This window comes from Mycobacterium sp. TH-M116 (assembly GCF_057473685.1).
Map to the genome: position 1 here is coordinate 1 of NZ_JBYCLC010000176.1, position 20049 is coordinate 20049.

Sequence of the window (20049 nt, forward strand, 5' to 3'; positions counted from 1 at the left end):
GCCACGCCGTCTCCAGCAGCAGCCGGTGCTGCGGGTCCAGCAACCTGACCTCGCGCGCCGACATCCCGAAAAACGGGGCGTCGAACCCCGTGACGTCGTCGACAAAACCCGCCCGGCGGGTCACGATCTTGCCGGGCACGTCGGGATCGGGGTCGTAGAACTCCTCGACATCCCAGCGGTCGGCGGGAACCTCGGATGTCGCATCCCGGCCGTCGGCCAGCACCTGCCAGAATTCATCCGCGTCCGCGGCACCCGGAAAACGCGCCGCATAGCCGACGATGGCGAAAACCGGCGTCATCGGATATTCGGCAGATGTCATGCGATTGTCCTCCCTGTTTCGCCCGGAGGATTTCGTGCCCCCGCAAGCCCATGCCGCGACGCCAGGACCGTCGTTGCCCTGCACCGGGTCCCGGGCCGCTCACCGGACCCACCCAGGACCACGTCGGCGGCACTCCCCCAGTGTGCAACCGCCCGCGACCGTCGTGGGGAACTTACACGTGTTGGGCGCCCTTGGACAGCCGAATCACGCCCGCCGCCAAGTATTGCCAGAATGGCGTCTGGCGACGGCGCATCGCGCACGAAGCCTCGGGCGGGGTGGGCAGTCACAGCCGCCGCGGCGGGATGACACCGTTGCGGCACCGCCGGCCGTGCCCGCGCCCCAGCTCACCACGCATGCCGGCTCCGGAGCGTGCCGGGAGAGTTATCTTGGTGTCGCTGCCGACGGGGCGGAATGGCAGCCATCACCATCGAGGAGACGAGATTGCGCATCGGGAAGATCACCATAGGCTCACTCGGTGATTGGACGCCGACCCCGGGGTCGGTGATCTCCTGGCACCCGACGGCCGAGGCTGCCGAAAAGGCCCGACACGCGCCGGCAGGTTCCGTGCCGGTCAGCTACATGCAGGGCCAGCACCTTCGTAACTATCACGAACGGACGGCTGCGGGTCTGGGCTTCTCGCGACAGATCATCGGTACCTGTGACGTACCCGGCCGGTGTGATGTCGATGCAATGAATCGCGCCCTCAACACCTACCTGCGTCGGCATGACACGTTCCGCAGTTGGTTCGACCACATCGGTGACGGAGAGTTCGTGCGGCATACGCTCAGCGATCCCGCGGATATCGAGTTCGTGCCGATCGACCACGGGATGATGACGGTTGCCGAAATACGCGCTCATCTCGTGGCCATACCGAATCCCCTGGAGTGGGGCTGCTGGACCTTCGGGATTGTGCAGAGCGAAGATCATTTCACTTTCTTTGCCGCCATGGATCACGTCCACGGGGACGCGACGTTGATCGGCACGACGATGCTCGAGGCCAACGGGATGTACACAGCCTTGAGCGGAGGCGGTGAACCCCTGGCGCTTCCCGATGCCGGCAGTTTTGACGAGTTCTGCTCCCGCGAGCGCCAGTACACGTCGACGCTGACTGCGGATTCGCCTCAGATACGCGCGTGGATCGATTTTGCCGAGAACAACAATGGCGGCTTTCCCGAATTTCCCCTTCCCCTGGGTAACCCATCGGAGACCAGTGGCAGCGACATGGTTTCTGAATTCCTGATGGGCGCGGGACAGACCGAGCGGTTCGAAGCGGCCTGCGCAGCGGTCGGGGCGCGCTTCATCGGCGGCCTGTTCGCCTGTTTCGCCCTGGTGGAGCACCAGTTCACGGGTGCGCTCACCTACTACGGCCTCACTCCCAGGGACACGCGCACCACCACGGACAGCTTCATGACGCAGGGCTGGTTCACCGGCTTGGTCCCGATCACCGTGCCGATAGCCGCGACCTCGTTCGGCGATGCCGCATGGGCGGCTCAGGCTTCTTTCGATTCGGGCCTGGACCTGGCGAAGGTGCCGTACTATCGGGTGCTGGAATTGGCGCCGTGGTTGAACTGGCCACAACCGAACTTTCCGGTGTCGAACTTTCTGCATGGCGGCGCCGCTCCGCTCAACGCCGTTCTCGCAGCAGCCGACCTGGGCTACGCGAACAACATAGGCATCTACTCTGACGGCCGGTATTCCTACCAACTGACCATCTATGTTTTTCGTTACGGGGAGGGCACCGCGATGGCAATCATGTTTCCCGACAATCCGATCGCCCAGAAATCAGCTGCCCGCTACATGGACGCAATGAAGTCCGTGTGCGAGCGAGTCGCCGACAGCGGGCATTGGGGACGCGTTGCGTAGCGGGCAACATCGTCATCGCTCGTGACGCACATTTTCGCGGCCCGTCTCACGCGTCGGCGAGAGCCGCCGGCGGGTGCACCCGGCCGCCCCGACCGGGGGTGAGGGCGACATGCGACGACTAGCCGATGTGGTGGTGCGGTGGCCCTGGGCGGTGATAGGACTCTGGGTCGCGATTGCGGCCGCCCTGCCGCTGACGTTCCCATCCCTCAACCAGATGGCCCAGCAGCATCCGCTGGCTGTCCTTCCCAGCGATGCGCCGTCGAACGTCACCGCTCGAAAGATGTCCGAGGCGTTCCACGAATCGAGTTCCGACGACCTTCTGTTGGTGGTCCTGACCGACGACAAGGGGCTGGGCCCCGCCGACGAGGTCGTCTACCGCAAACTGGTGGACGCGCTGCGCCAGGACACGCGCGACGTCGTGATGCTGCAGGATTTCGCCAGCGCCCCGCCCCTGCGTTCGGTGCTGACCAGTCAGGACCACCAGGCCTGGGTCCTGCCCGTCGGCGTTGCGGGGGAATTGGGCACACCCCGGTCTTACACCGCGTTCAGCCGGATCGGCGACATCGTCAACCACGTCATGGAACACGCGCCGGCCGGAACACACCTGACCGCACATCTCACCGGCCCCGCGGCAACCGTCGCCGACCTCACGGTCGCGGGCAACCGGGATCGGCTTCCGATCGAGTTGGCGATCGCCATTGCGGTGCTCCTCGTCCTGCTGGTGGTCTACCGCAGCGCGGTCACCATGCTGCTGCCGTTGATGACGATCGGGTTGTCCCTGGTGATCGCCCAGGCATTGGTGGCGGGCTACTCGCAGCTGACCGGCTCGGGCGTCTCGAACCAGTCCATCGTGTTCCTGAGCGCGATCATGGCCGGCGCCGGAACCGACTACGCGGTGTTTCTCATCAGCCGCTATCACGACTACCTGCGGTCGGGCGCGGATTTCGATCAGGCGATCACGAGGGCGATGATCTCCATCGGGAAGGTGATCACCGCCTCCGCGACCACCGTGGGAGTGACCTTTCTCCTCATCAGCTTCGCGCGGATGGGGGTGTTCAAGACGGTCGGGTTCTCAGCGGCGATCGGGATCGGCGTGGCATACCTGGCCGCAATGACGTTGCTGCCGGCCATCGTGGTGATCGCTGGACCGCGCGGCTGGGTCACGCCACGGCGTGAACTGACCGCCCGGTTCTGGCGGCGTTCCGGCATCCGCATCGTGCGCCGGCCGGTTCTGCACCTGGTAGCCAGCGTGCTCGTGTTGGCCATCCTGGCCAGCTGCGCAGCCCTGGTGCACTACAACTACGACGATCGCAAGGCCCTGCCGTCCTCGGCCCCGAGTTCCCTCGGTTATGAGACGCTGGAGCGCCATTTCCCCGTCAACCAGTCCATCCCCGAATACATCCTCGTCCAGTCACCGCATGACCTTCGCACGCCGCAGGCCCTGGCGGACCTCGAACAGATGGCGGATCGAGTCAGCCAACTGCCCGATATCGCTGCCGTCAGCGGTATCACCCGCCCCACCGGAAAGGTGCCGGAACAATTCCGGGCCACCTATCAGGCCGGTGCCATCGGCAGCTTCCTGGCCGGCGGGTCCACCCTGATCAACGACCACACAGGCGACCTCAACCGGCTGGTCGAAGGTGCCGGCACATTGGCCGACAACCTGGGCCACGTGCGTGGCCAGGTCGACCAGCTCGCCGCCGGCGTGCGAGAACTCGAGGACGCCTTCGCGGCGGCGAAGAATCAGTACAGCGGCGACACGCTGGTCAAAGAGGTCGACCTCGCGGCCCAACTCGTCGACCACGTCAATTCGCTCAGCAATGCCATGGGCTGGAACTTCTCGGCCGCCAAGAACATGTTCGCCTGGATCAACCCGGTGCTGGCGGCGCTGCAGAACAATCCGGTCTGCGATGCCGACGCGTCGTGCAGCGCCACCCGCGGGACGTTCGAGCAGCTGACCGGTGGGCGCGATCAGGAAGATCTCGACGCGATCAACGACCTGTCCCGCCAACTGCAGGAGTATCCGGACAAGCGGGCCCTCAAAGCGTCGACGGAGCGCCTGCGCCATGCATTGGCGAGGCTCGCCACGGTGCTGCAGTCGATGGGGATCGACCAGCCCGGCGGGCTGCAGGCGAACCTGAACAGCCTGCAAGGCGGGGCGGATCGATTCGCCGGCGGGAGCCGGCAGGTGGCCGACGCGGTGGCTCAACTCGTCGACCAGGTCAAACGGCTGGGTGCCGGCCTCAGTGAGTCGTCGGCGTTTTTGTTGTCGCTGAAGCATGACGCGGCACGCCCGGCGATGGCCGGGTTCAACATCCCGTCCCAAATCCTGCATCTGGCGGAGTTCCAGAAGGCCGCCAAGATCTTCATCTCACCCGACGGTCACTCGGTGCGCTACTTGGCGCAAACCACACTCAATCCGTTCACCACCGAGGCCATGGATCAGGTCGACGCGATCGCCTCGACCGCCCGGGGGGCCCAGCCGAACACCGCGCTGGCGGACGCGACAATATCGATGGCGGGCTACACCGTCGGTTTGAAGGACACCCGCGACTACTACCGGCACGACATCCGCTTCATCATCGCGGTGACCCTCCTGGTCGTGCTGCTGACCCTGATTGTGCTGCTCAGGGCGATCGTCGCGCCGCTCTACCTGGTTGCCTCGGTGGTCGTTTCGTATCTATCGGCGGTGGGCATCGGTGCTCTGGTGTTCCACTTCTCTTTCGGCCAGCAATTGCATTGGAGCGTGCCCCCTCTGGCATTCGTGGTGTTGGTCTCGGTGGGAGCCGACTACAACATGCTCCTCGTCTCTCGAATGCGTGAGGAGTCTCCGCACAGCTTGCGCTACGGCATCATTCGGACGCTTCGTTCAACGGGCGGCGTGATCACCGCGGCGGGCCTGATCTTCGCCGCCTCGATGTGTGGGCTGTTGTTCTCCAGCATCGGCACCGTGGTTCAGGGCGGTTTCGTGATCGGCGTGGGAATTCTGCTGGACACGTTCCTGGTGCGCACCATCACGGTTCCCGCCATCGCCGCGCTGCTCGGACGGGCGAACTGGTGGCCGTCGCGGGTGGGCGGGCAGCGGTCGCCGACCGGACTCGCCGAGCCGCAACCCGGTGAGCACGCGCACCGGGTGTATGTGAAACTAGACGAGCCGAGCGGTCAGGGGTAGGGATGAAGGAATTCCTCGCGGGAGTCACGGCACTGGTAACGGTCAGTGCGGCAGGCTATTTCGGCGTAGGCACGGCCTCCGCCGACGACACGCCCATCGGCGGTCCGCCGACGCCGGGGGCACCGGGCGACCAGACCGCTTACGCCCTCGGAGGAGCTCACGTTCTGGGCATCCCCTACGACGAGTACATCCGCCAGGAGGGTGCCCAGTGGTTCCCCGGCCAGCAGCGCGAAATCGTCCCCTACCCCGCGGGCCAGGTTCAAGGCCACGTGCTGGAGCGGCTGTTCCCGGGCATCGGCCGGCTCGGTGAGAACTTCCCGGGGTTGGGCCTGGACGGGCCCAGCGTCGGCGAGTCGGTCGACGTCGGAATAGACAACCTCGTCGCGGAGCTGAAAACGGGTCGCCCCGGCACCGCGATCGGCCTGTCCGAGGGCGGGTTCGTGGTCGACGGCGCGCAGGCCCGGCTGGCCGACGACCCTGCCGCTCCTCCGCCCGACACCCTGAACTTCGCCACCTTCGGCGACCCGATCGGGCGGCACGCCTTCGGTCAGAGCTTCCTGAGCGCCGTGTTCGGAGTCGGCAGCGTCGTCCCCGCCCTCGACTACACCATGCCACCGCCGTACGAGAGCCAATACGACACCGACAAGTTCGTGGCCGCCTACGACTCGATCGCAGACTTTCCGGACCGACCGGACAACCTGTTCGCCCTCGCCAACACGCTCATGGGCCTCGCCACGGGTCACACCGCGGTGGCCTTCACCAACCCCAGCATGGTTCCGCCGCAGAACATCAGAACAACGATCAACTCCAGAGGCGCGAAAGTCACGACGGTCATGGTCCCGGAAAGACACCTTCCTCTTGTCATGCCCCTGGCCTACATCGGGATCTCGGAGGACACGCTGAGCAAGCTCGATGCGATCCTGATTCCCCGGGTGAACGCGGGCTATGCGCGCAACGACGACCCCGCGACCGCGCCGGTCCAGGTGGACCCGGCGCACGGCTTCGACCCCGCGGAGGTCACTGCACCGGCCAACGAGGCGACATTCGGTGGCGGCGCCGACCCGTTCTCGCAGATCCTCGCCGGTGCCCTGTCCGTGTTGTCCCACGGCGCAGGAGAGGCCGACCACTGACTTCGACGCGACGCGTCGGACAAACCGGTAGGGACGTGATGTGACGCAACCCCAGTCATCCATTCTCTCGATGCTGCACGCCCGTGCCATGCTGCGGCCTGACGACACGGCATTCACCTTCACCGATTACGACGACGACGGGGCGGGTGTCCCCGAGAGCCTCACCTGGTCGCAGCTGTCCCGCCGGACGATCAATGCGGCGCGCGAGCTCGACCCGCACGGCTCGGTCGGGGACAGGGCGGTGATCCTGGCACCCCAGTCCCTCGACTACATCGTGGCGTTCCTGGCGGCCATGCAGGCCGGGCTCATCGCGGTGCCGCTCCCGTTGCCGCACCGCGGCTCGAGCGATGAGCGGGTAAAAGCAGTCCTCGCCGATACGTCCCCCGCGGTCGTCCTCACGACGTCCGACGTCGCGGAAGACATCACCGAATATGTCGATCGAGCACGCCTGGAGGCCGTTCCGGAGGTCGTCGCAATCGATTCGATGAACCTGGATGCCGACGGCGGAACATCCCTTCCGGCAGTCGATTCGCCCAGCGTCGCCTATCTGCAGTACAGCTCGGGTTCCACCCGGCTGCCGACCGGGGTCATGATCTCGCACCGCAACCTTCAGGTGAACTTCGAGCAGCTGATGCGCAGCTTTTTCGCGGACTCACACATCAAAGCCCCCGCGAACACCACGATCGTTTCGTGGTTACCCTTCTACCACGACATGGGTTTGGTGCTGGGAGTCTGCGCGCCGATCCTGGGCGGCTATCGCGGCGAGCTGACGAGCCCGGTTTCGTTCCTGGAGAGGCCGGCCCGGTGGGTGCGATCCTTGGCCGAGAGCCCTCATGCATTTTCCGCGGCCCCCAACTTCGCGTTCGACCTGGCCGCCCGCAAAACAACCGACAGCGACCTGGCCGGGCTCGACCTCGGCGGGGTGCTGGGCATCATCAACGGTGCCGAGCGTGTCGAACCGGCCACCGCGCGCCGCTTCGTCGACCGCTTCGCCCACTTCAATTTCCGGGCCGCCATGGTGCGCCCCTCGTACGGCTTGGCCGAGGCGACCGTCTTCGTGACGGCCGGCATCTGGTGCGAGTCATCGAGCACGGTCCACTTCGATGCCGACGAATTATCCGCCGGCCGAGTCCGGCCGTGTGCGGCCGGGAACGGCACGGCGCTGGTCACATACAAGGTGCCGCAGTCACCCACGTTGCGGATCGTGGACTGCGACACCGGCCGCGAATGCCCGCCCGACGTGGTCGGTGAGATCTGGATACACGGCCCCAATGTCGCCGAGGGCTACTGGCGCAAGCCCCCGGAAGAACAGCGCTGCTTCGACGCAACGCTCGTCGACCCTTCGCCCGGCACTCCGCACGGCCCCTGGCTGAGGACCGGCGACCTGGGCTTCATCTTCTCCGGTGCGCTGTTCATCGTCGGACGCATCAAGGATCTGCTGATCATCCGAGGGCGCAACCACTATCCGGAGGACATCGAGGCGACGACCCAAGCGATCACGGGTGGTCGGGTCGCGGCGATATCGGTTCCGGTGAGCAGTACCGAGGAGCTGGTCACCGTCATCGAGCTCAAGAAGCGAGGCGATTCCGACGACGAGGCGAGGAGCTGGCTCACCGGCGTCAAAAGCGACGTCACCTCCGCGATATCCAATGCGCACGGCTTGAGTGTCGGGGACCTCGTCCTGGTGTCGCCCGGGTCGATTCCGACCACGACGAGCGGCAAGATCCGGCGCGCCGCCTGCGTCGAGCGGTACCACCTGGACCGATTCACCCGGTTGGACGCCTGAGAAAGACGGATCGATCGGCGCGGGCGCCCGGCTCGCGTGCCCGTGGGCCGGGGTGCCCATAATGAGTCCCATCGCACCGGCAAAGGAGCCCCGATGAGCACGACACGCACAGACCGTCCGCTTCGGGTGATCCAGTGGACGACGGGCAACATCGGCCGCCGCTCGCTGCATGCCATCATCGGCAGGCCCGACATGGAGCTGGTCGGGGTGTACGCGCATGGGGCGGACAAGGTCGGCGTCGACGCCGCCGACCTGGCCGGCTGGTCCGAACCGACCGGCGTGCACGCGACCAGCGACATCGATGCGCTACTCGCCCTGGGCGCCGACGCGTGCTGCTACAACCCGTTGTGGCCCAGCGTCGACGAATTGGTACAGCTGCTGGAATCGGGTGTCAACGTGTGCACCAGCGCGGCCTGGATCACCGGGGGCAAGCAGACCCCGCAGGACCGACAGCGCATCCTCGAGGCGTGCGAGCGGGGGCAGTCGACGATCTTCGGCAGCGGCGCGCATCCCGGGATGACGAACATGGTCGGCATGGTGCTGTCGGCCTCCTGCGAGCGGGTCGACGAGATAAGGATCACCGAGTCGGTGGATTGCTCGACCTATGAATCGGCGGAAACGCAGACGGCGATGGGCTTCTCCCAGGATCCCGACACCCCGGGACTGGCCGAACACGTGCGGACCGAGAGCGAAGTCTTCGCCGAATCGGCGGCGATGATGGCCGACGCGATCGGCGCGAAGCTGGACAGGATGACCTTCGACGTCACGTTCACCGCGGCCACCGGCGACTCCGACCTGGGATTCATGAAGATACCGGCGGGAACGGTCGGCGGCGTCTACGGATACCACCGGGGCTGGCAGGGCGAACGCAACGTCGTCAGCGTCGGCTTCAACTGGACGATGGGCAACCACGTCGCACCGCCCAAGCCGCTCGAGCACGGCCATGTCATCCAGGTGTTCGGGCTGCCTAACATGCGCACCGTGCTGCACTGCCTGCCACCCAAGGGGTGGACCGAGCCGGGGTTCATGGGCCTGGGGATGATCTACACCGCGATGCCGGTGACCAATGCGGTCCCGGCGGTGGTGGCGGCGCGGCCGGGCATCGTGACGCTCGCCGACCTGCCGCCGGTCACCGGCCGCGTGGCGCGCTGAAGCTATGCCGTTCGCCACACACAGCGCGCCCGGAGGAACGCTTGCGTGCATTAAGGTTTACGATACTTAGCCGAGCAAATATTGTGATGACTTGGCTGCTCGTCCGTGGTGTCGAGCCTTCCGTTGCGGCAGGACGGCAGGGCCTCGCATCGGTGAGCGGAAGGCGGTGACATGAGATCGGTTTCCATCGGCGGCTACCTCAAGCGGGCGTGGATACCCCTCGTGCTGGTGGTCGTCCTGGGTACCTCGGGACTGGTCGTGTCGAGGCTGCACAAGGTCTTCGGCTCGCAGGATCTCAATGCCAACGCCGGCGCCGGAATCGAGATCGTGCAGTTCAACCCCAAGGTTGTCACCTATGAGATCACCGGGCCGCCCGGGTCGACCGCAAACATCAATTACTGGGACGCGGACGCCAACACGCACCAGGTCAACGCGGCGCCGTTGCCGTGGTCGTACACCCTCTCCACGACCCTGCCGGCGGTGAGCGCCAACATCATGGCCCAGACCGACGCCGACCAGATCGGCTGCCGGATCACCGTCGACGGTACGGTCCGCGAGCAGCGCCACGCCGACGGCGTCAACGCGCAGGCCTTCTGCCTGGTGAAGTCCGCATGACCGCGACGAGGACCCAGGAAACGCAGAGCGCCGCGGCGCCGGAGCCCGAGCGTGGCCACCGGCCGTTCATCCCGCACTTCATCCGCATCTTCGCGGTGCCGATCATCCTGGGCTGGGTGGCACTGACGGTCATCGTCAATGTCGCGATCCCGACGCTGGAAATCGTCGGCGAGGCGCACTCGGCGCCGATGGCCCCCCTGGATGCGCCGTCGATGAAGGCCATGATGCGGCTCGGCCACAACTTCAGGGAGTTCGACTCCAACAGCACGGTGATGGTCGTGCTCGAAGGCCAACAGCCGCTCGACGACGCCGCCCACCGCTACTACGACGAAATCGTGCGCAAGCTGCGGGGAGACCCAGAGCACGTCCAGCACATCCAGGATTTCTGGGGTGACCGGTTCACCGCGGCCGGGGCTCAGAGCGCCGACGCCAAGGGCTCCTACGTGATGATCAACATCGCCGGCAACCAGGGCACCACGGAGGCCAACGATTCCGTCGAGGCCGTACGCAAGGTGGTCAAGGACACGCCGGCCCCTCCGGGGGTGAAGGCCTACGTCACCGGGCCCGCGGCCCTGTCCGACGACATGCACGTCATCGGCAACGCCAGCCTGGCCAAGATCACGCTGTTCACGCTCGGCGCGATCGCGATCATGCTGCTGCTGGTGTACCGCTCGATCGTCACCACCCTGATCCAGCTGTTCATGACCTTCGTCGCGCTGGCGTCCTCGCGGCAGATCGTCGCCGCCCTGGGCTATGTCAACGCGTTCGGGCTGACCACGTTCGCCGCCAACATCCTGACGATGCTGGCGATCGCCGCGGGCACCGACTACGGCATCTTCCTCGTCGGGCGCTATCAGGAGGCCCGGGCCGCCGGCGAGGACCGGGAAACCGCCTACTACACCACGTTTCGCGGGGTGGCCCCCGTCGTGCTCGGTTCGGGCCTGACCATCGCCGGGGCGACCTACTGCCTCAGCTTCGCCCGGCTGCCCTGGTTCAACACGATGGGTGCGCCCGTGGCGATCGGGATGCTGGTCGTCGTGCTGGCCGGCCTGACACTGGGCCCCGCGGTGATCTTCGTGGGCAGCAAATTCGGCCTGTTCGAACCCAAGCAGGCGGCCAAGGGCCGGTTGTGGCGCCGCGTCGGCACCGCGGTGGTGCGCTGGCCGCTGCCGATCTTCGCCGTCAGCAGCGCGGTCGTGCTCATCGGCATGCTGGGTCTGCCCGGCTACGTCACCAGCTACAACGACCGCTACTACCTGCCCGAATCGGCCCCCGCCAACGTCGGATACACGGCAGCCGACCGGCATTTCTCCCAGGCCCGGATGAACCCCGACATGCTGATGGTCGAGGCCGACCACGACATGCGCAACCCCGCAGACATGCTGGTGCTGGACAAGGTCGCCAAAAACCTCATCCGCACCCACGGCATCGCCATGGTCCAGGACATCACCCGGCCCCTCGGGATTCCGATCCAGCACAGCTCGATCCCGTTCCAGAACAGCATCCAGGGCCAGACGACCATGCAGAACATGGGCTTCCTGAGGGAGCGCATGGCCGACATGCTCAAGATGGCCGACATGATGCAGTTCCAGATCGAGACCATGGAGCGCATGTACCAGGTCACCCAGGACCTCTCGCATGCCGCCGACGACAGCGCGCGGACCACGGCCGAAACCTCGGCCATCACCGACCAGGTGCGCAACCATTTGGCCGACTTCGAGGACATGTGGCGGCCGATCCGCAGCTACTTCTACTGGGAGAAGCACTGCTACGACATCCCCATCTGCTTCGCGCTGCGCTCGATCTGGGACACCATCGACGGTTTCGACCAGCTCGCCGAGAAGTTCCACGACCTCTCCGGCGACATCGCACGCACCGCCGAAGCGACGCACGAGATGGAGGCGCTGATACCGCCGATGATCGCCACGATGAAGACCACCAAGGCCTTGACCCTGACGATGCACAGCACCTTCGAGGCGATGATCAACCAGATGGACGCGATGAACGACACCGCGATCGTCATGGGGCAGAGCTTCGACAAGTCCAAGAACGACGACTTCTTCTACCTGCCTCCCGAGGCGTTCTCCAACCCGGAATTCATCCGCGGCATCAAGATGTTCTTCTCCCCTGACGGCAAGTCCACGCGTTTCTTCATCACCCATCAGGGCGATCCGATGACCCCGGAAGGGATCTCACGGGTCGACTCGGAGCGCCTGGCCGCCCAGGAGGCACTCAAGCAGTCGTCGCTGTCGGACGCCAAGGTGTTCCTGGGCGGTACGGCGGCCACCTTCAAGGACATGCATGACGGCGCCAAGTACGACCTGATGATCGCGGTGATCTCGGCGCTCACGCTGATCTTCATGATCATGCTGCTGCTGACCCGCAGCGTCGTCGCCGCCCTGGTCATCGTGAGCACCGCGGCCAGCTCGATCGCGGCATCCTTCGGGTTGTCCGTGCTCATCTGGCAGGACCTGTTCGGTTTCAAGATCCACTGGATCGTGATGGCACTGTCGGTCATCATCCTGTTGGCCGTCGGGTCCGACTACAACCTGCTGCTGGTGTCACGCTTCAAGGAAGAGATCCACGCCGGGCTCAAGACCGGGATCATCCGGTCCATGGCCGGCACCGGCACGGTGGTGACGTCCGCGGGTCTGGTGTTCGCCTTCACCATGGCGGCCATGCTGGGCAGCGAACTGAGCGTCCTTGGCCAGTTCGGCTCCACGGTCTGCATCGGTCTGCTGCTCGACACCCTGATCGTGCGCACGCTGCTGATGCCCTCGCTCGCCACGATGCTCGGTCGCTGGTTCTGGTGGCCGCAAGTCGTCCACCCCCGGGGCGACTACGGGCGGCCGCGGCCGGTGGCGGCCAAAGAGGCCGAGACCTCCCCCATCCCGGTGTTGTCGGCACACCGCTGATCCCCGCTCGGCTACCCGGGCAGCTGCACGCACACCGCGACGGCTTCGGCACCGACATGCAGCGCAAGCACCGGCCCCAGCGGGGTCACGATCGCAGGTCCGCACGCGGGTAGCCGCTGGGCCAGCGCGGCCGCAACCCGGGTGGCGCCCTCGGGGTTGGCGACGTGGTGGACCGCGAGCGCGGCGGAGTCCTCCCCCACGATCTCGCAGACCCGGTCGATCATGACCTCGGTCGCGTTGTTGACGGTGCGCACCCGTTGGGCCAGAACGAGTTTCCCATCCTCGATGCGCAGCACCGGCTTGAGCGCCAGCGCGGTCCCCAGCCACGCCTTGGCCCCGCCGATACGTCCGCTGCGGCGCAGGTTGTCCAAGCGGTGAACCACGATGAAGGCGTGGCTGCGGGCCACCGCAGCGCTCGCGACGTCGGCAACGGTGTCCACGTCGGCGCCCGCGGCCGCGGCCCGGGCGGCGGCCAGTGCGATGAAGCCGACGCCCATCGCGGCCGATCTCGAGTCGACGACGCGCACGGTCGGGCCCAGCTGCGCCGCCGCGCGTCGTGCGGCCGCACAAGTTCCCGACAACCCCGACGAAAGATGAACCGCCACCACCCCGGCACCGCCACTGTCGGCCAACGCCTGCCGGTAGGCCACCGTGAGTTCGGCCGGGGTGGCTGCCGCGGTGGTGGCGTGACGCTGGTGGATGTCGTCGGGGATGTCGTCGACATCCTCACGCAGGTCGACGCCGTCGAGCAGGATGTGTAGCGGGACCACGCGGATCGCCCAACTCTCGCGCAGGTCGGCCGGCAGCCGCGAAGACGCATCGGTCACCACCGCGACAGTCATGGTTCAGTCACGCGGCTTCTCGGCCGCCACGTGAGCCTTCTGCAAGGCTTCGGCCAGCGCCTTGAGCATCAGCTCGGCGACCTCCTGGTGAGCTTCGAAATTCCAGTGGATTCCGTCGGGATTGCCCCGGCCGCTCATGATCTGTTCGGCTACGGCGGCTTTGAGGTCCACCAGCGGAACGTCGTGGCTTTGTGCCCATTCGGTGATCGCCGCCACGGTGCCCGGACGGCCGCGGTGCGTCTTCCCGTAGGACTCGGCGATGTGCACCGACGGCAGCGAGGCCACAATCGGGATGCCCGGGCGGTTGAAATCGATTGCAGCGCGGGTTTGTTCGAGATAGTCGGCACTCAGGTGCGGGGGCAGCGCGGGCCTGGCCACCGGCGAGAGCCTGGGCTGCACCCAGCCGTACCCGTCGCGCACCCAGCGCCGCAGCCACGACGGGCGCAGGTAGCGGATCAGCTCGCGCAGCGCCGTCGGCAGCACCGACGGCAGCGAATCCATCCCGCCGGTCGCGAAGATCACCGCACCAGCCCTGGGCAGTGCCGCCCACGCGCGCGGGTCCTGCGTGGCCGCCCACCAGATGTCGCGGCAGGTCCAGCCGATCCGGCCGATCAGCTCCACATCCCAGCCGAGCTGTGCGGCAACGAGATTGGGCCAGATCCGCGGGTCGTCGGCGGGCAGCCCCCCGGTGGGCCCGTAGTAGGCCAGGGAGTCGGCGAACACCAGTAGCGTGGGACGCGCCTCAGAGGACATCGCCGAACACCTGCGCCGAAGCGTTCCAGACATCCAGCCGCCAGCCGACGGCGTCGAATCCGTCGTCTTCGCCGCGGGAGTGGCCGGACAGTTGCACCCAGCTCGCGTTGCCCATGCCGCCCAGGATCGGCCAGTTGCCGACCGGCAGCTTCAGCAGCGCGGCCGACAGCGCGGCGATCAACCCGCCGTGGGCGACGAGAACCACCGGTCGATCCGGCTGGTCAGGGTCACCCCACTCCGGGGTGTCCCTGACCAGCTCGATGACCAGCGGCAGGCTGCGCGCGGCCACATCCACCCGGCTTTCCCCGCCGTGCGGCGCCCAGGTGGCGTCTTCGCGCCACGCCAGCCGGGCCCCCGGGGCCTCGGCGTCGATCTGGGCGTGCGTCAAGCCCTGCCAGTCCCCGAGATGAGTCTCGCGCAGCCGCTCGTCAACCCGGACGGCCACGCCGGCCCGCTCCCCCAGCGTCGTCGCCGTGTCGTAGGCGCGGCGCAGGTCCGAGGAGACGATCAGCAGCGGCTGCTGCTTGCCCAGTGCCTCGGCGGCGGCGACCGCCTGCCCCCGGCCCAGCTCACTGAGCTGCGTGTCCAGCTGACCCTGCATCCGGCTGCCGCGGTTGTACGCGGTCTGGCCGTGCCGCAACATCACCAGGCGACGGATTCTCATTGCGGATCCACCGATTCCGCCGACAGGTCCATTCGCACCACCGGGCAGTCGCCCCACAGCCGGTCCAGCGCGTAGAAGTCGCGGTCGTCCTGATGCTGGATGTGCACGACGATGTCGCGGTAGTCCAGCAGAGTCCAGCGGCCCTCCCGGGTTCCCTCGCGGCGCGCCGGCTTGTAGCCGGCCCGGCGCATCTTCTCCTCGACCTCGTCGACGATGGCGTTGACCTGCCGTTCGTTTGACGCCGACGCGATGACGAAGCAGTCCGTGATGACCAGCTGGCCGGAGACGTCGATCACGATGACGTCGTCGGCGAGTTTGGCGGCGGCCGCACCGGCGGCCACCGTCGCCATGTCGATGGCTTCCTGCGTGGCACTCATGCGTCGTTCCCCATGGCCAGCCCGGCCTGTTCGTTCCCGCAGTAGAGCCGGCGCTTGGAGACGTACTGCACGACACCGTCGGGCATCAGGTACCACAGCGGACGCGCCTGGGCGGCCCGCCGGCGGCAATCGGTCGACGAGATCGCCAGCGCCGGGATCTCCACGAGGGTGAGCGCGTCGGCGGCCAGCTCGCCCAGCACGCCGGTGATGTGCTCACCCTGCAGCTCATAGCCGGGACGGCTGACGCCGACGAAGTGGGCCAGGTCGAAGGCCTCCTCCCAACCTCGCCACGACACGATGGAAGCCAGCGCGTCGGCACCGGTGATGAAGTACAGCCGGGCATCCGGGTTGACCGCGTGCAGGTCGCGAAGCGTGTCCCTGGTGTAGGTGGGGCCGGCGCGGTCGATGTCGACCCGGCTCACCGAGAATCGGGGATTGGACGCGGTCGCGATCACGGTCATCAGGTAGCGGTCCTCGGCGGCCGACACCGGCCGGCCTTTCTGCCAGGGCTGGCCGCTGGGCACGAACACCACTTCGTCGAGGTCGAACAGGTCGGCGACCTCGCTGGCGGCAACCAGGTGGCCGTAATGGATGGGATCGAACGTCCCACCCATCACTCCCAGCCTGCGAAGCAGCTTTTGCACGGTTTGCCAGCTTACTTGAGTAACGCGTCCGGACCCCACGGCGAGCGTCACGCCAGCGTGACGGTGAGCGCCCATCGTCACGCTGGCGTGACGTTCGCGGGGCTAGCCAGGGCTAGCCGGGGCTAGCCACATGTGGCGGGGCTGCCCGGATCACACGGGCAGCAGCTGGTCGATCACCGTGGCCAGTTGCTTGGCCGAGCGGCACTCGTGCACCGTGATCACTTCTTGGTAACGCGGCACCGCGGAGTCCCCGCTGCCCCACAGATGTCTGGGCTCGGGGTTGAGCCAGTGCGCGTGCCGGCTGGCGGTCACCATGTCGGACAGCACGTCGATGGCCGGGTCGCGGTAGTTGGTGCGGCCGTCGCCGAGCACCAGCAGTGAACTGCGCGGCGACAACGCAGTGGGAAAAGCCTGCAGGAAAGACACGAAAGCGTTGCCGTAGTCCGAATGGCCGTCACGGCTGTAGACGCCGGCCTCCCGGGTGATCCGCTGGATGGCCACGGCCAAGTCGGCCTCTGGACCGAACATGTGCGTCACCTCGTCGGTGGTGTCGATGAAGGCGAACACCCGCACGCGCGAGAACTGCTGGCGCAGAGCATCTACCAGCAGCAACGTGAAGTGGCTGAACCCGGCAACCGAGCCCGAGACATCGCACAGCACCACCAGTTCCGGACGCGCCGGGCGGGGTTTGGCCAGCACCACATCGATCGGGACGCCGCCGGTCGACATCGACTTGCGCAACGTCTTGCGCAAGTCGATTGTCCCGGAGCGGGCGCGGCGCCGGCGGGCCGCCAGCCGCGTAGCCAACGTGCGCGCCAAAGGTGCCACCACCCGCTGCATCTGGCGCAGTTGTTCCCCGGAGGCACGCAGGAACTCGACGTTCTCCGAAAGCTGCGGAATTCCGTAGGTCTGGACGTGGTCTCGGCCCAGCTGCTCGGCGGTGCGCCGCTTGGTCTCCGCGTCGACCAGCTTGCGCAGCTGCGTAATACGCTGCGCAGCAAGCGCTTTGGCGATCTGCTCTTGGGTGGGGGTGGGCGTGTCGCCGTACGGCGCGAGTAAACCCGCCAGCAGCTTGCCTTCCAGCTCGTCGAGCGCCATCGCCTTGAGCGCCTGGTAGGAAGAGAACGACGGGCCACGGCTGGAGCTGTACTTGCCGTAGGCCTCGACGATGCGGGAGATCATCGCGACGAGGCGCTCGTCCATGTCGGCGAGATCCGGGTTCTCGGTGAGCATCTCCAGCAGCATCTGGCGCATCGCCTCGACGTCGTCGGGCGGCAACGAGTCGTCGTCGCCGGCGCCGGCGGCGTCGCTCTCCGAGACCACTGCGCGCGCCCCCAGCGCCGCCGGGAACCACAGGTCGAACATGGCGTCGAAGGTCTCGCGGTGGTCGGGACGGCGCAGCACGGCGCAGGCGATGCCCTCGCGCAGCACCTCCCGGTCGCTCAGCCCGAGGGTGGCCATCACCCGGCCGGCATCGACCGTCTCCGACGGACCCACCGAAATACCGGCCCCGCGAAGGGCTTCCACGAACCCGACCAGATGGCCGGGCAGCCCGTGCGGGGCCAGTGGCCGGGTGGGCCGGATGCGGCGCGCAGCCATCAGTGCAGGCCCATCAGTTGAGCCTCAGCTCCCCGCTCGCGCGCTGTTGGTCGGATTGGTGTTTGAGGACCACGCCGAGCGTGGCGGCGACGACGGCGTCGTCGATGGTGTCCAGGCCCAGCGCCAGCAGCGTGCGGCCCCAGTCGATCGTCTCGGCGATCGACGGCACCTTCTTGAGCTGCATGCCGCGCAGCACACCGATGATGCGCACCAGTTCCTCGGCGAGGTGTCCGGGCAGCTCGGGGACCCTGGACAACAGTATCCGGCGCTCCAGCTCGGGGCTGGGAAAGTCGATGTGCAGAAAAAGGCACCGCCGCTTGAGCGCCTCCGACAGTTCGCGGGTGGCGTTGGACGTCAGCACGACGAGCGGCGCCCGCTCGGCGGTGATCGTGCCCAGCTCCGGGACCGTCACCGCAAAGTCGGAGAGCACCTCCAGCAGCAGGCCCTCGATCTCGATGTCGGCCTTGTCGGTCTCGTCGATCAGCAACACCGTCGGCTCGGTGCGCCGGATGGCGGTCAGCAGCGGACGCGCCAAGAGGAATTCCTCGCTGAACACATCGTCCTTGGTCTGGTCCCAGTCGCCGCCCCCGGCGGAGCCGGAATTCGAACCGTGCGCGGCCTGGATGCGCAGGATCTGCTTGGCGTGGTTCCACTCGTAGAGCGCGCGCGCCTCGTCGACCCCCTCGTAGCACTGCAGACGGACCAGTCCCGACCCCGTGGCCTGCGCAACGGCGCGGGCCAGTTCGGTCTTGCCGACGCCGGCGGGACCCTCCACCAGCAACGGCTTGCCGAGCCGGTCTGCCAGGAACACCGCCGTCGCGGTGGCGGTGTCAGGCAGGTAACCGGTCTGGGCCAACCGCCGCGACACGTCCTCGATGTCGGCGAACAGCGGTATGGGGCGGGCGGGCACGCTCACAGTCGCATTCTCCTCAAGCATTTTCGTTGGCAGGTCAGGCCGGGCGGATCTGGCCGTCCCCCCACGCGATCCACTTGGTCGAGGTCAACTCCGGCAGCCCCATGGGTCCCCGGGCATGCAGCTTCTGGGTGGAGATGCCGATCTCGGCACCGAAACCGAACTGCTCGCCGTCGGTGAACGCCGTCGAAGCGTTGACCATGACGGCGGCTGCATCGACTCCCTCGGTAAAGCGCTGTGCCGCAGCCATATTGGTGGTGACGATAGCCTCGGTGTGTCCAGTGCCGTACTCGTTGATGTGGGCGATGGCGGCGTCGACGCCGTCGACCACCGCGAGCGCGATGTCCATCGACAGGAATTCACGGCGCAGGTTCTCCTCACCCGCGTTTTCGGTCAGACCCCCATGCACCCTCACCCCGGCGTCCTGTAGGGCGGCCACCAACCTGGGCACCGCGTCGGCGGCGATCGCCGCGTCCACCAGCAGCGTCTCCGCGGCGTTGCACACGCTGGGCCGCCGGGTCTTGGAGTTCAGCAGAATCCGTTCCGCCACGTCCAGATCGGCGCCCTCGTGCACGTAGACGTGGCAGTTGCCGACGCCGGTCTCGATGGTGGGCACCTGCGCGTCGCGGACGACCGCGTCGATCAGGCCGGCGCCCCCGCGCGGGATCACCACGTCGACCAGGCCGCGCGCCTGGATCAGATGCGTGACCGTCGACCGGTCGGTGGCCGGGAGCAGCTGGACGGCGTCGGCCGGCAGGTCCTCGCTGACCAGCGAAGCCCGCAGCACTTCGACGAGCGCCTGGTTGGACCTGGCCGCCGACGAGCTGCCGCGCAGCAGCACGGCGTTGCCGGACTTGAGCGCCAGGCCGAAGGCATCGACGGTGACGTTGGGCCGGCCCTCATAGATCATGCCGATGACGCCCAGCGGCACCCGCTGCTGGCGCAGATGCAGCCCGTTGGGCAAGGTGTATCCGCGCAGCACCTCACCGACCGGGTCTGCCAGCCCCGCAACCTGACGCAGTCCCGCGGAGATTCCCTCGATGCGCTTGGCATCCAGCGCCAGCCGGTCGAGCATCGCCGGCGGCGTGCCGGTGGCCCGCGCGGCGTCGAGGTCTTCGGCGTTGGCCGCAAGGATCGACGCGGTGTGCGCCACCATCGCCGTGGCCGCGGACCGCAGCGCGGCGTCCTTGGCAACCGTCGGCAACACCGCGAGCGCCCGCGCCGCGACACGGCCGCGGCGCGCGGCGTCGTGGACTTCGCGGCGCAAGTCGGGGCACGACGGTGCTCGCAGACTCATTGAACAAG

The 20049-nt window shown here is 67.2% G+C and carries 16 protein-coding genes; 7 read left to right on the top strand and 9 right to left on the bottom strand.

What is annotated here, in order from left to right:
- Positions 1-319 (bottom strand): beta-ketoacyl synthase N-terminal-like domain-containing protein (locus tag AC2VOK_RS08970; protein ID WP_428900160.1); only part of this gene is annotated, 319 nt, incomplete at its 3' end.
- A 441-nt stretch (positions 320-760) separates the two neighbouring features.
- On the opposite strand from AC2VOK_RS08970, the gene AC2VOK_RS08975 reads away from it, so the two are divergent.
- From AC2VOK_RS08975 to AC2VOK_RS09005, 7 genes are all read left to right on the top strand, one after another.
- The gene (locus AC2VOK_RS08975) at positions 761-2182 is read left to right on the top strand and encodes a condensation domain-containing protein (protein ID WP_343709765.1); all 1422 of its coding nucleotides are present in this window, start codon (positions 761-763) and stop codon (positions 2180-2182) included.
- Between the two features lie 109 nt (positions 2183-2291).
- A complete protein-coding gene (locus tag AC2VOK_RS08980; protein ID WP_428900161.1) occupies positions 2292-5354 on the top strand; it encodes an MMPL/RND family transporter in 3063 nt (1020 codons plus the stop codon).
- 2 nt (positions 5355-5356) lie between these two features.
- The gene (gene pe, locus AC2VOK_RS08985; protein ID WP_428900162.1) at positions 5357-6484 is read left to right on the top strand and encodes an acyltransferase PE; all 1128 of its coding nucleotides are present in this window, start codon (positions 5357-5359) and stop codon (positions 6482-6484) included.
- A gap of 70 nt (positions 6485-6554) precedes the next feature.
- The gene (locus AC2VOK_RS08990; RefSeq protein WP_428900178.1) at positions 6555-8270 is read left to right on the top strand and encodes an AMP-binding protein; all 1716 of its coding nucleotides are present in this window, start codon (positions 6555-6557) and stop codon (positions 8268-8270) included.
- Positions 8271-8363: 93 nt separating this feature from the next.
- Positions 8364-9422 (top strand): NAD(P)H-dependent amine dehydrogenase family protein, encoded by a 1059-nt coding sequence (locus tag AC2VOK_RS08995; protein ID WP_428900163.1) that lies wholly within the window; start codon positions 8364-8366, stop codon positions 9420-9422.
- A 171-nt stretch (positions 9423-9593) separates the two neighbouring features.
- Entirely contained in the window at positions 9594-10037 is a 444-nt protein-coding gene (locus AC2VOK_RS09000) for an MmpS family transport accessory protein (protein ID WP_421529269.1), read from the top strand.
- On the top strand, positions 10034-12952 hold the full coding sequence (locus AC2VOK_RS09005; protein WP_428900164.1) for an MMPL/RND family transporter: 2919 nt from the start codon (positions 10034-10036) through the stop codon (positions 12950-12952). Before AC2VOK_RS09000 ends, AC2VOK_RS09005 begins: the two co-directional genes overlap by 4 nt.
- Before the next feature lie 11 nt (positions 12953-12963).
- Here AC2VOK_RS09005 and AC2VOK_RS09010 read toward each other — a convergent pair whose 3' ends face one another.
- The 8 genes from AC2VOK_RS09010 to AC2VOK_RS09045 all read right to left on the bottom strand — a co-directional run bounded on the left by AC2VOK_RS09010 (position 12964) and on the right by AC2VOK_RS09045 (position 20041).
- Positions 12964-13794 carry a DegV family protein gene (locus tag AC2VOK_RS09010; protein WP_428900165.1) on the bottom strand — a complete coding sequence of 277 codons (831 nt, stop codon included), beginning with the start codon at positions 13792-13794 and terminating at the stop codon, positions 12964-12966.
- A 3-nt stretch (positions 13795-13797) separates the two neighbouring features.
- Positions 13798-14547, bottom strand: a complete 750-nt coding sequence (gene octT, locus AC2VOK_RS09015; RefSeq protein WP_428900166.1) for a diglucosylglycerate octanoyltransferase — start codon at positions 14545-14547, stop codon at positions 13798-13800.
- Entirely contained in the window at positions 14537-15211 is a 675-nt protein-coding gene (gene gpgP / locus AC2VOK_RS09020; RefSeq protein ID WP_428900167.1) for a glucosyl-3-phosphoglycerate phosphatase, read from the bottom strand. The genes octT and gpgP overlap by 11 nt, the downstream gene beginning before the upstream one ends.
- Positions 15208-15588: a ribosome silencing factor gene (gene rsfS, locus AC2VOK_RS09025; protein WP_428900168.1), complete on the bottom strand. Its 381-nt coding sequence runs from the start codon at positions 15586-15588 to the stop codon at positions 15208-15210. Before rsfS ends, gpgP begins: the two co-directional genes overlap by 4 nt.
- On the bottom strand, positions 15585-16211 hold the full coding sequence (gene nadD / locus AC2VOK_RS09030) for a nicotinate-nucleotide adenylyltransferase (RefSeq protein WP_428900179.1): 627 nt from the start codon (positions 16209-16211) through the stop codon (positions 15585-15587). Before nadD ends, rsfS begins: the two co-directional genes overlap by 4 nt.
- A 171-nt stretch (positions 16212-16382) precedes the next feature.
- Positions 16383-17831, bottom strand: a complete 1449-nt coding sequence (locus AC2VOK_RS09035) for a vWA domain-containing protein (protein WP_428900169.1) — start codon at positions 17829-17831, stop codon at positions 16383-16385.
- A gap of 13 nt (positions 17832-17844) precedes the next feature.
- Positions 17845-18747, bottom strand: a complete 903-nt coding sequence (locus AC2VOK_RS09040) for an AAA family ATPase (protein ID WP_428900170.1) — start codon at positions 18745-18747, stop codon at positions 17845-17847.
- A 34-nt stretch (positions 18748-18781) separates the two neighbouring features.
- Positions 18782-20041 (bottom strand): glutamate-5-semialdehyde dehydrogenase, encoded by a 1260-nt coding sequence (locus AC2VOK_RS09045; protein WP_428900171.1) that lies wholly within the window; start codon positions 20039-20041, stop codon positions 18782-18784.
- Positions 20042-20049: the final 8 nt, after the last annotated feature.

Bases quoted from the DNA above. Each gene is read 5' to 3' on its own strand.
- AC2VOK_RS08980 (WP_428900161.1), top strand. From the start codon at position 2,292: ATGCGACGACTAGCCGATGTGGTGGTGCGGTGGCCCTGGGCGGTGATA.
- AC2VOK_RS09035 (WP_428900169.1), bottom strand. From the start codon at position 17,831: ATGGCTGCGCGCCGCATCCGGCCCACCCGGCCACTGGCCCCGCACGGG.
- AC2VOK_RS09005 (WP_428900164.1), top strand. From the start codon at position 10,034: ATGACCGCGACGAGGACCCAGGAAACGCAGAGCGCCGCGGCGCCGGAG.
- AC2VOK_RS08995 (WP_428900163.1), top strand. From the start codon at position 8,364: ATGAGCACGACACGCACAGACCGTCCGCTTCGGGTGATCCAGTGGACG.
- octT (WP_428900166.1), bottom strand. From the start codon at position 14,547: ATGTCCTCTGAGGCGCGTCCCACGCTACTGGTGTTCGCCGACTCCCTG.
- AC2VOK_RS08990 (WP_428900178.1), top strand. From the start codon at position 6,555: ATGCTGCACGCCCGTGCCATGCTGCGGCCTGACGACACGGCATTCACC.
- AC2VOK_RS09000 (WP_421529269.1), top strand. From the start codon at position 9,594: ATGAGATCGGTTTCCATCGGCGGCTACCTCAAGCGGGCGTGGATACCC.
- AC2VOK_RS09045 (WP_428900171.1), bottom strand. From the start codon at position 20,041: ATGAGTCTGCGAGCACCGTCGTGCCCCGACTTGCGCCGCGAAGTCCAC.
- rsfS (WP_428900168.1), bottom strand. From the start codon at position 15,588: ATGAGTGCCACGCAGGAAGCCATCGACATGGCGACGGTGGCCGCCGGT.
- AC2VOK_RS09010 (WP_428900165.1), bottom strand. From the start codon at position 13,794: ATGACTGTCGCGGTGGTGACCGATGCGTCTTCGCGGCTGCCGGCCGAC.
- pe (WP_428900162.1), top strand. From the start codon at position 5,357: ATGAAGGAATTCCTCGCGGGAGTCACGGCACTGGTAACGGTCAGTGCG.
- gpgP (WP_428900167.1), bottom strand. From the start codon at position 15,211: ATGAGAATCCGTCGCCTGGTGATGTTGCGGCACGGCCAGACCGCGTAC.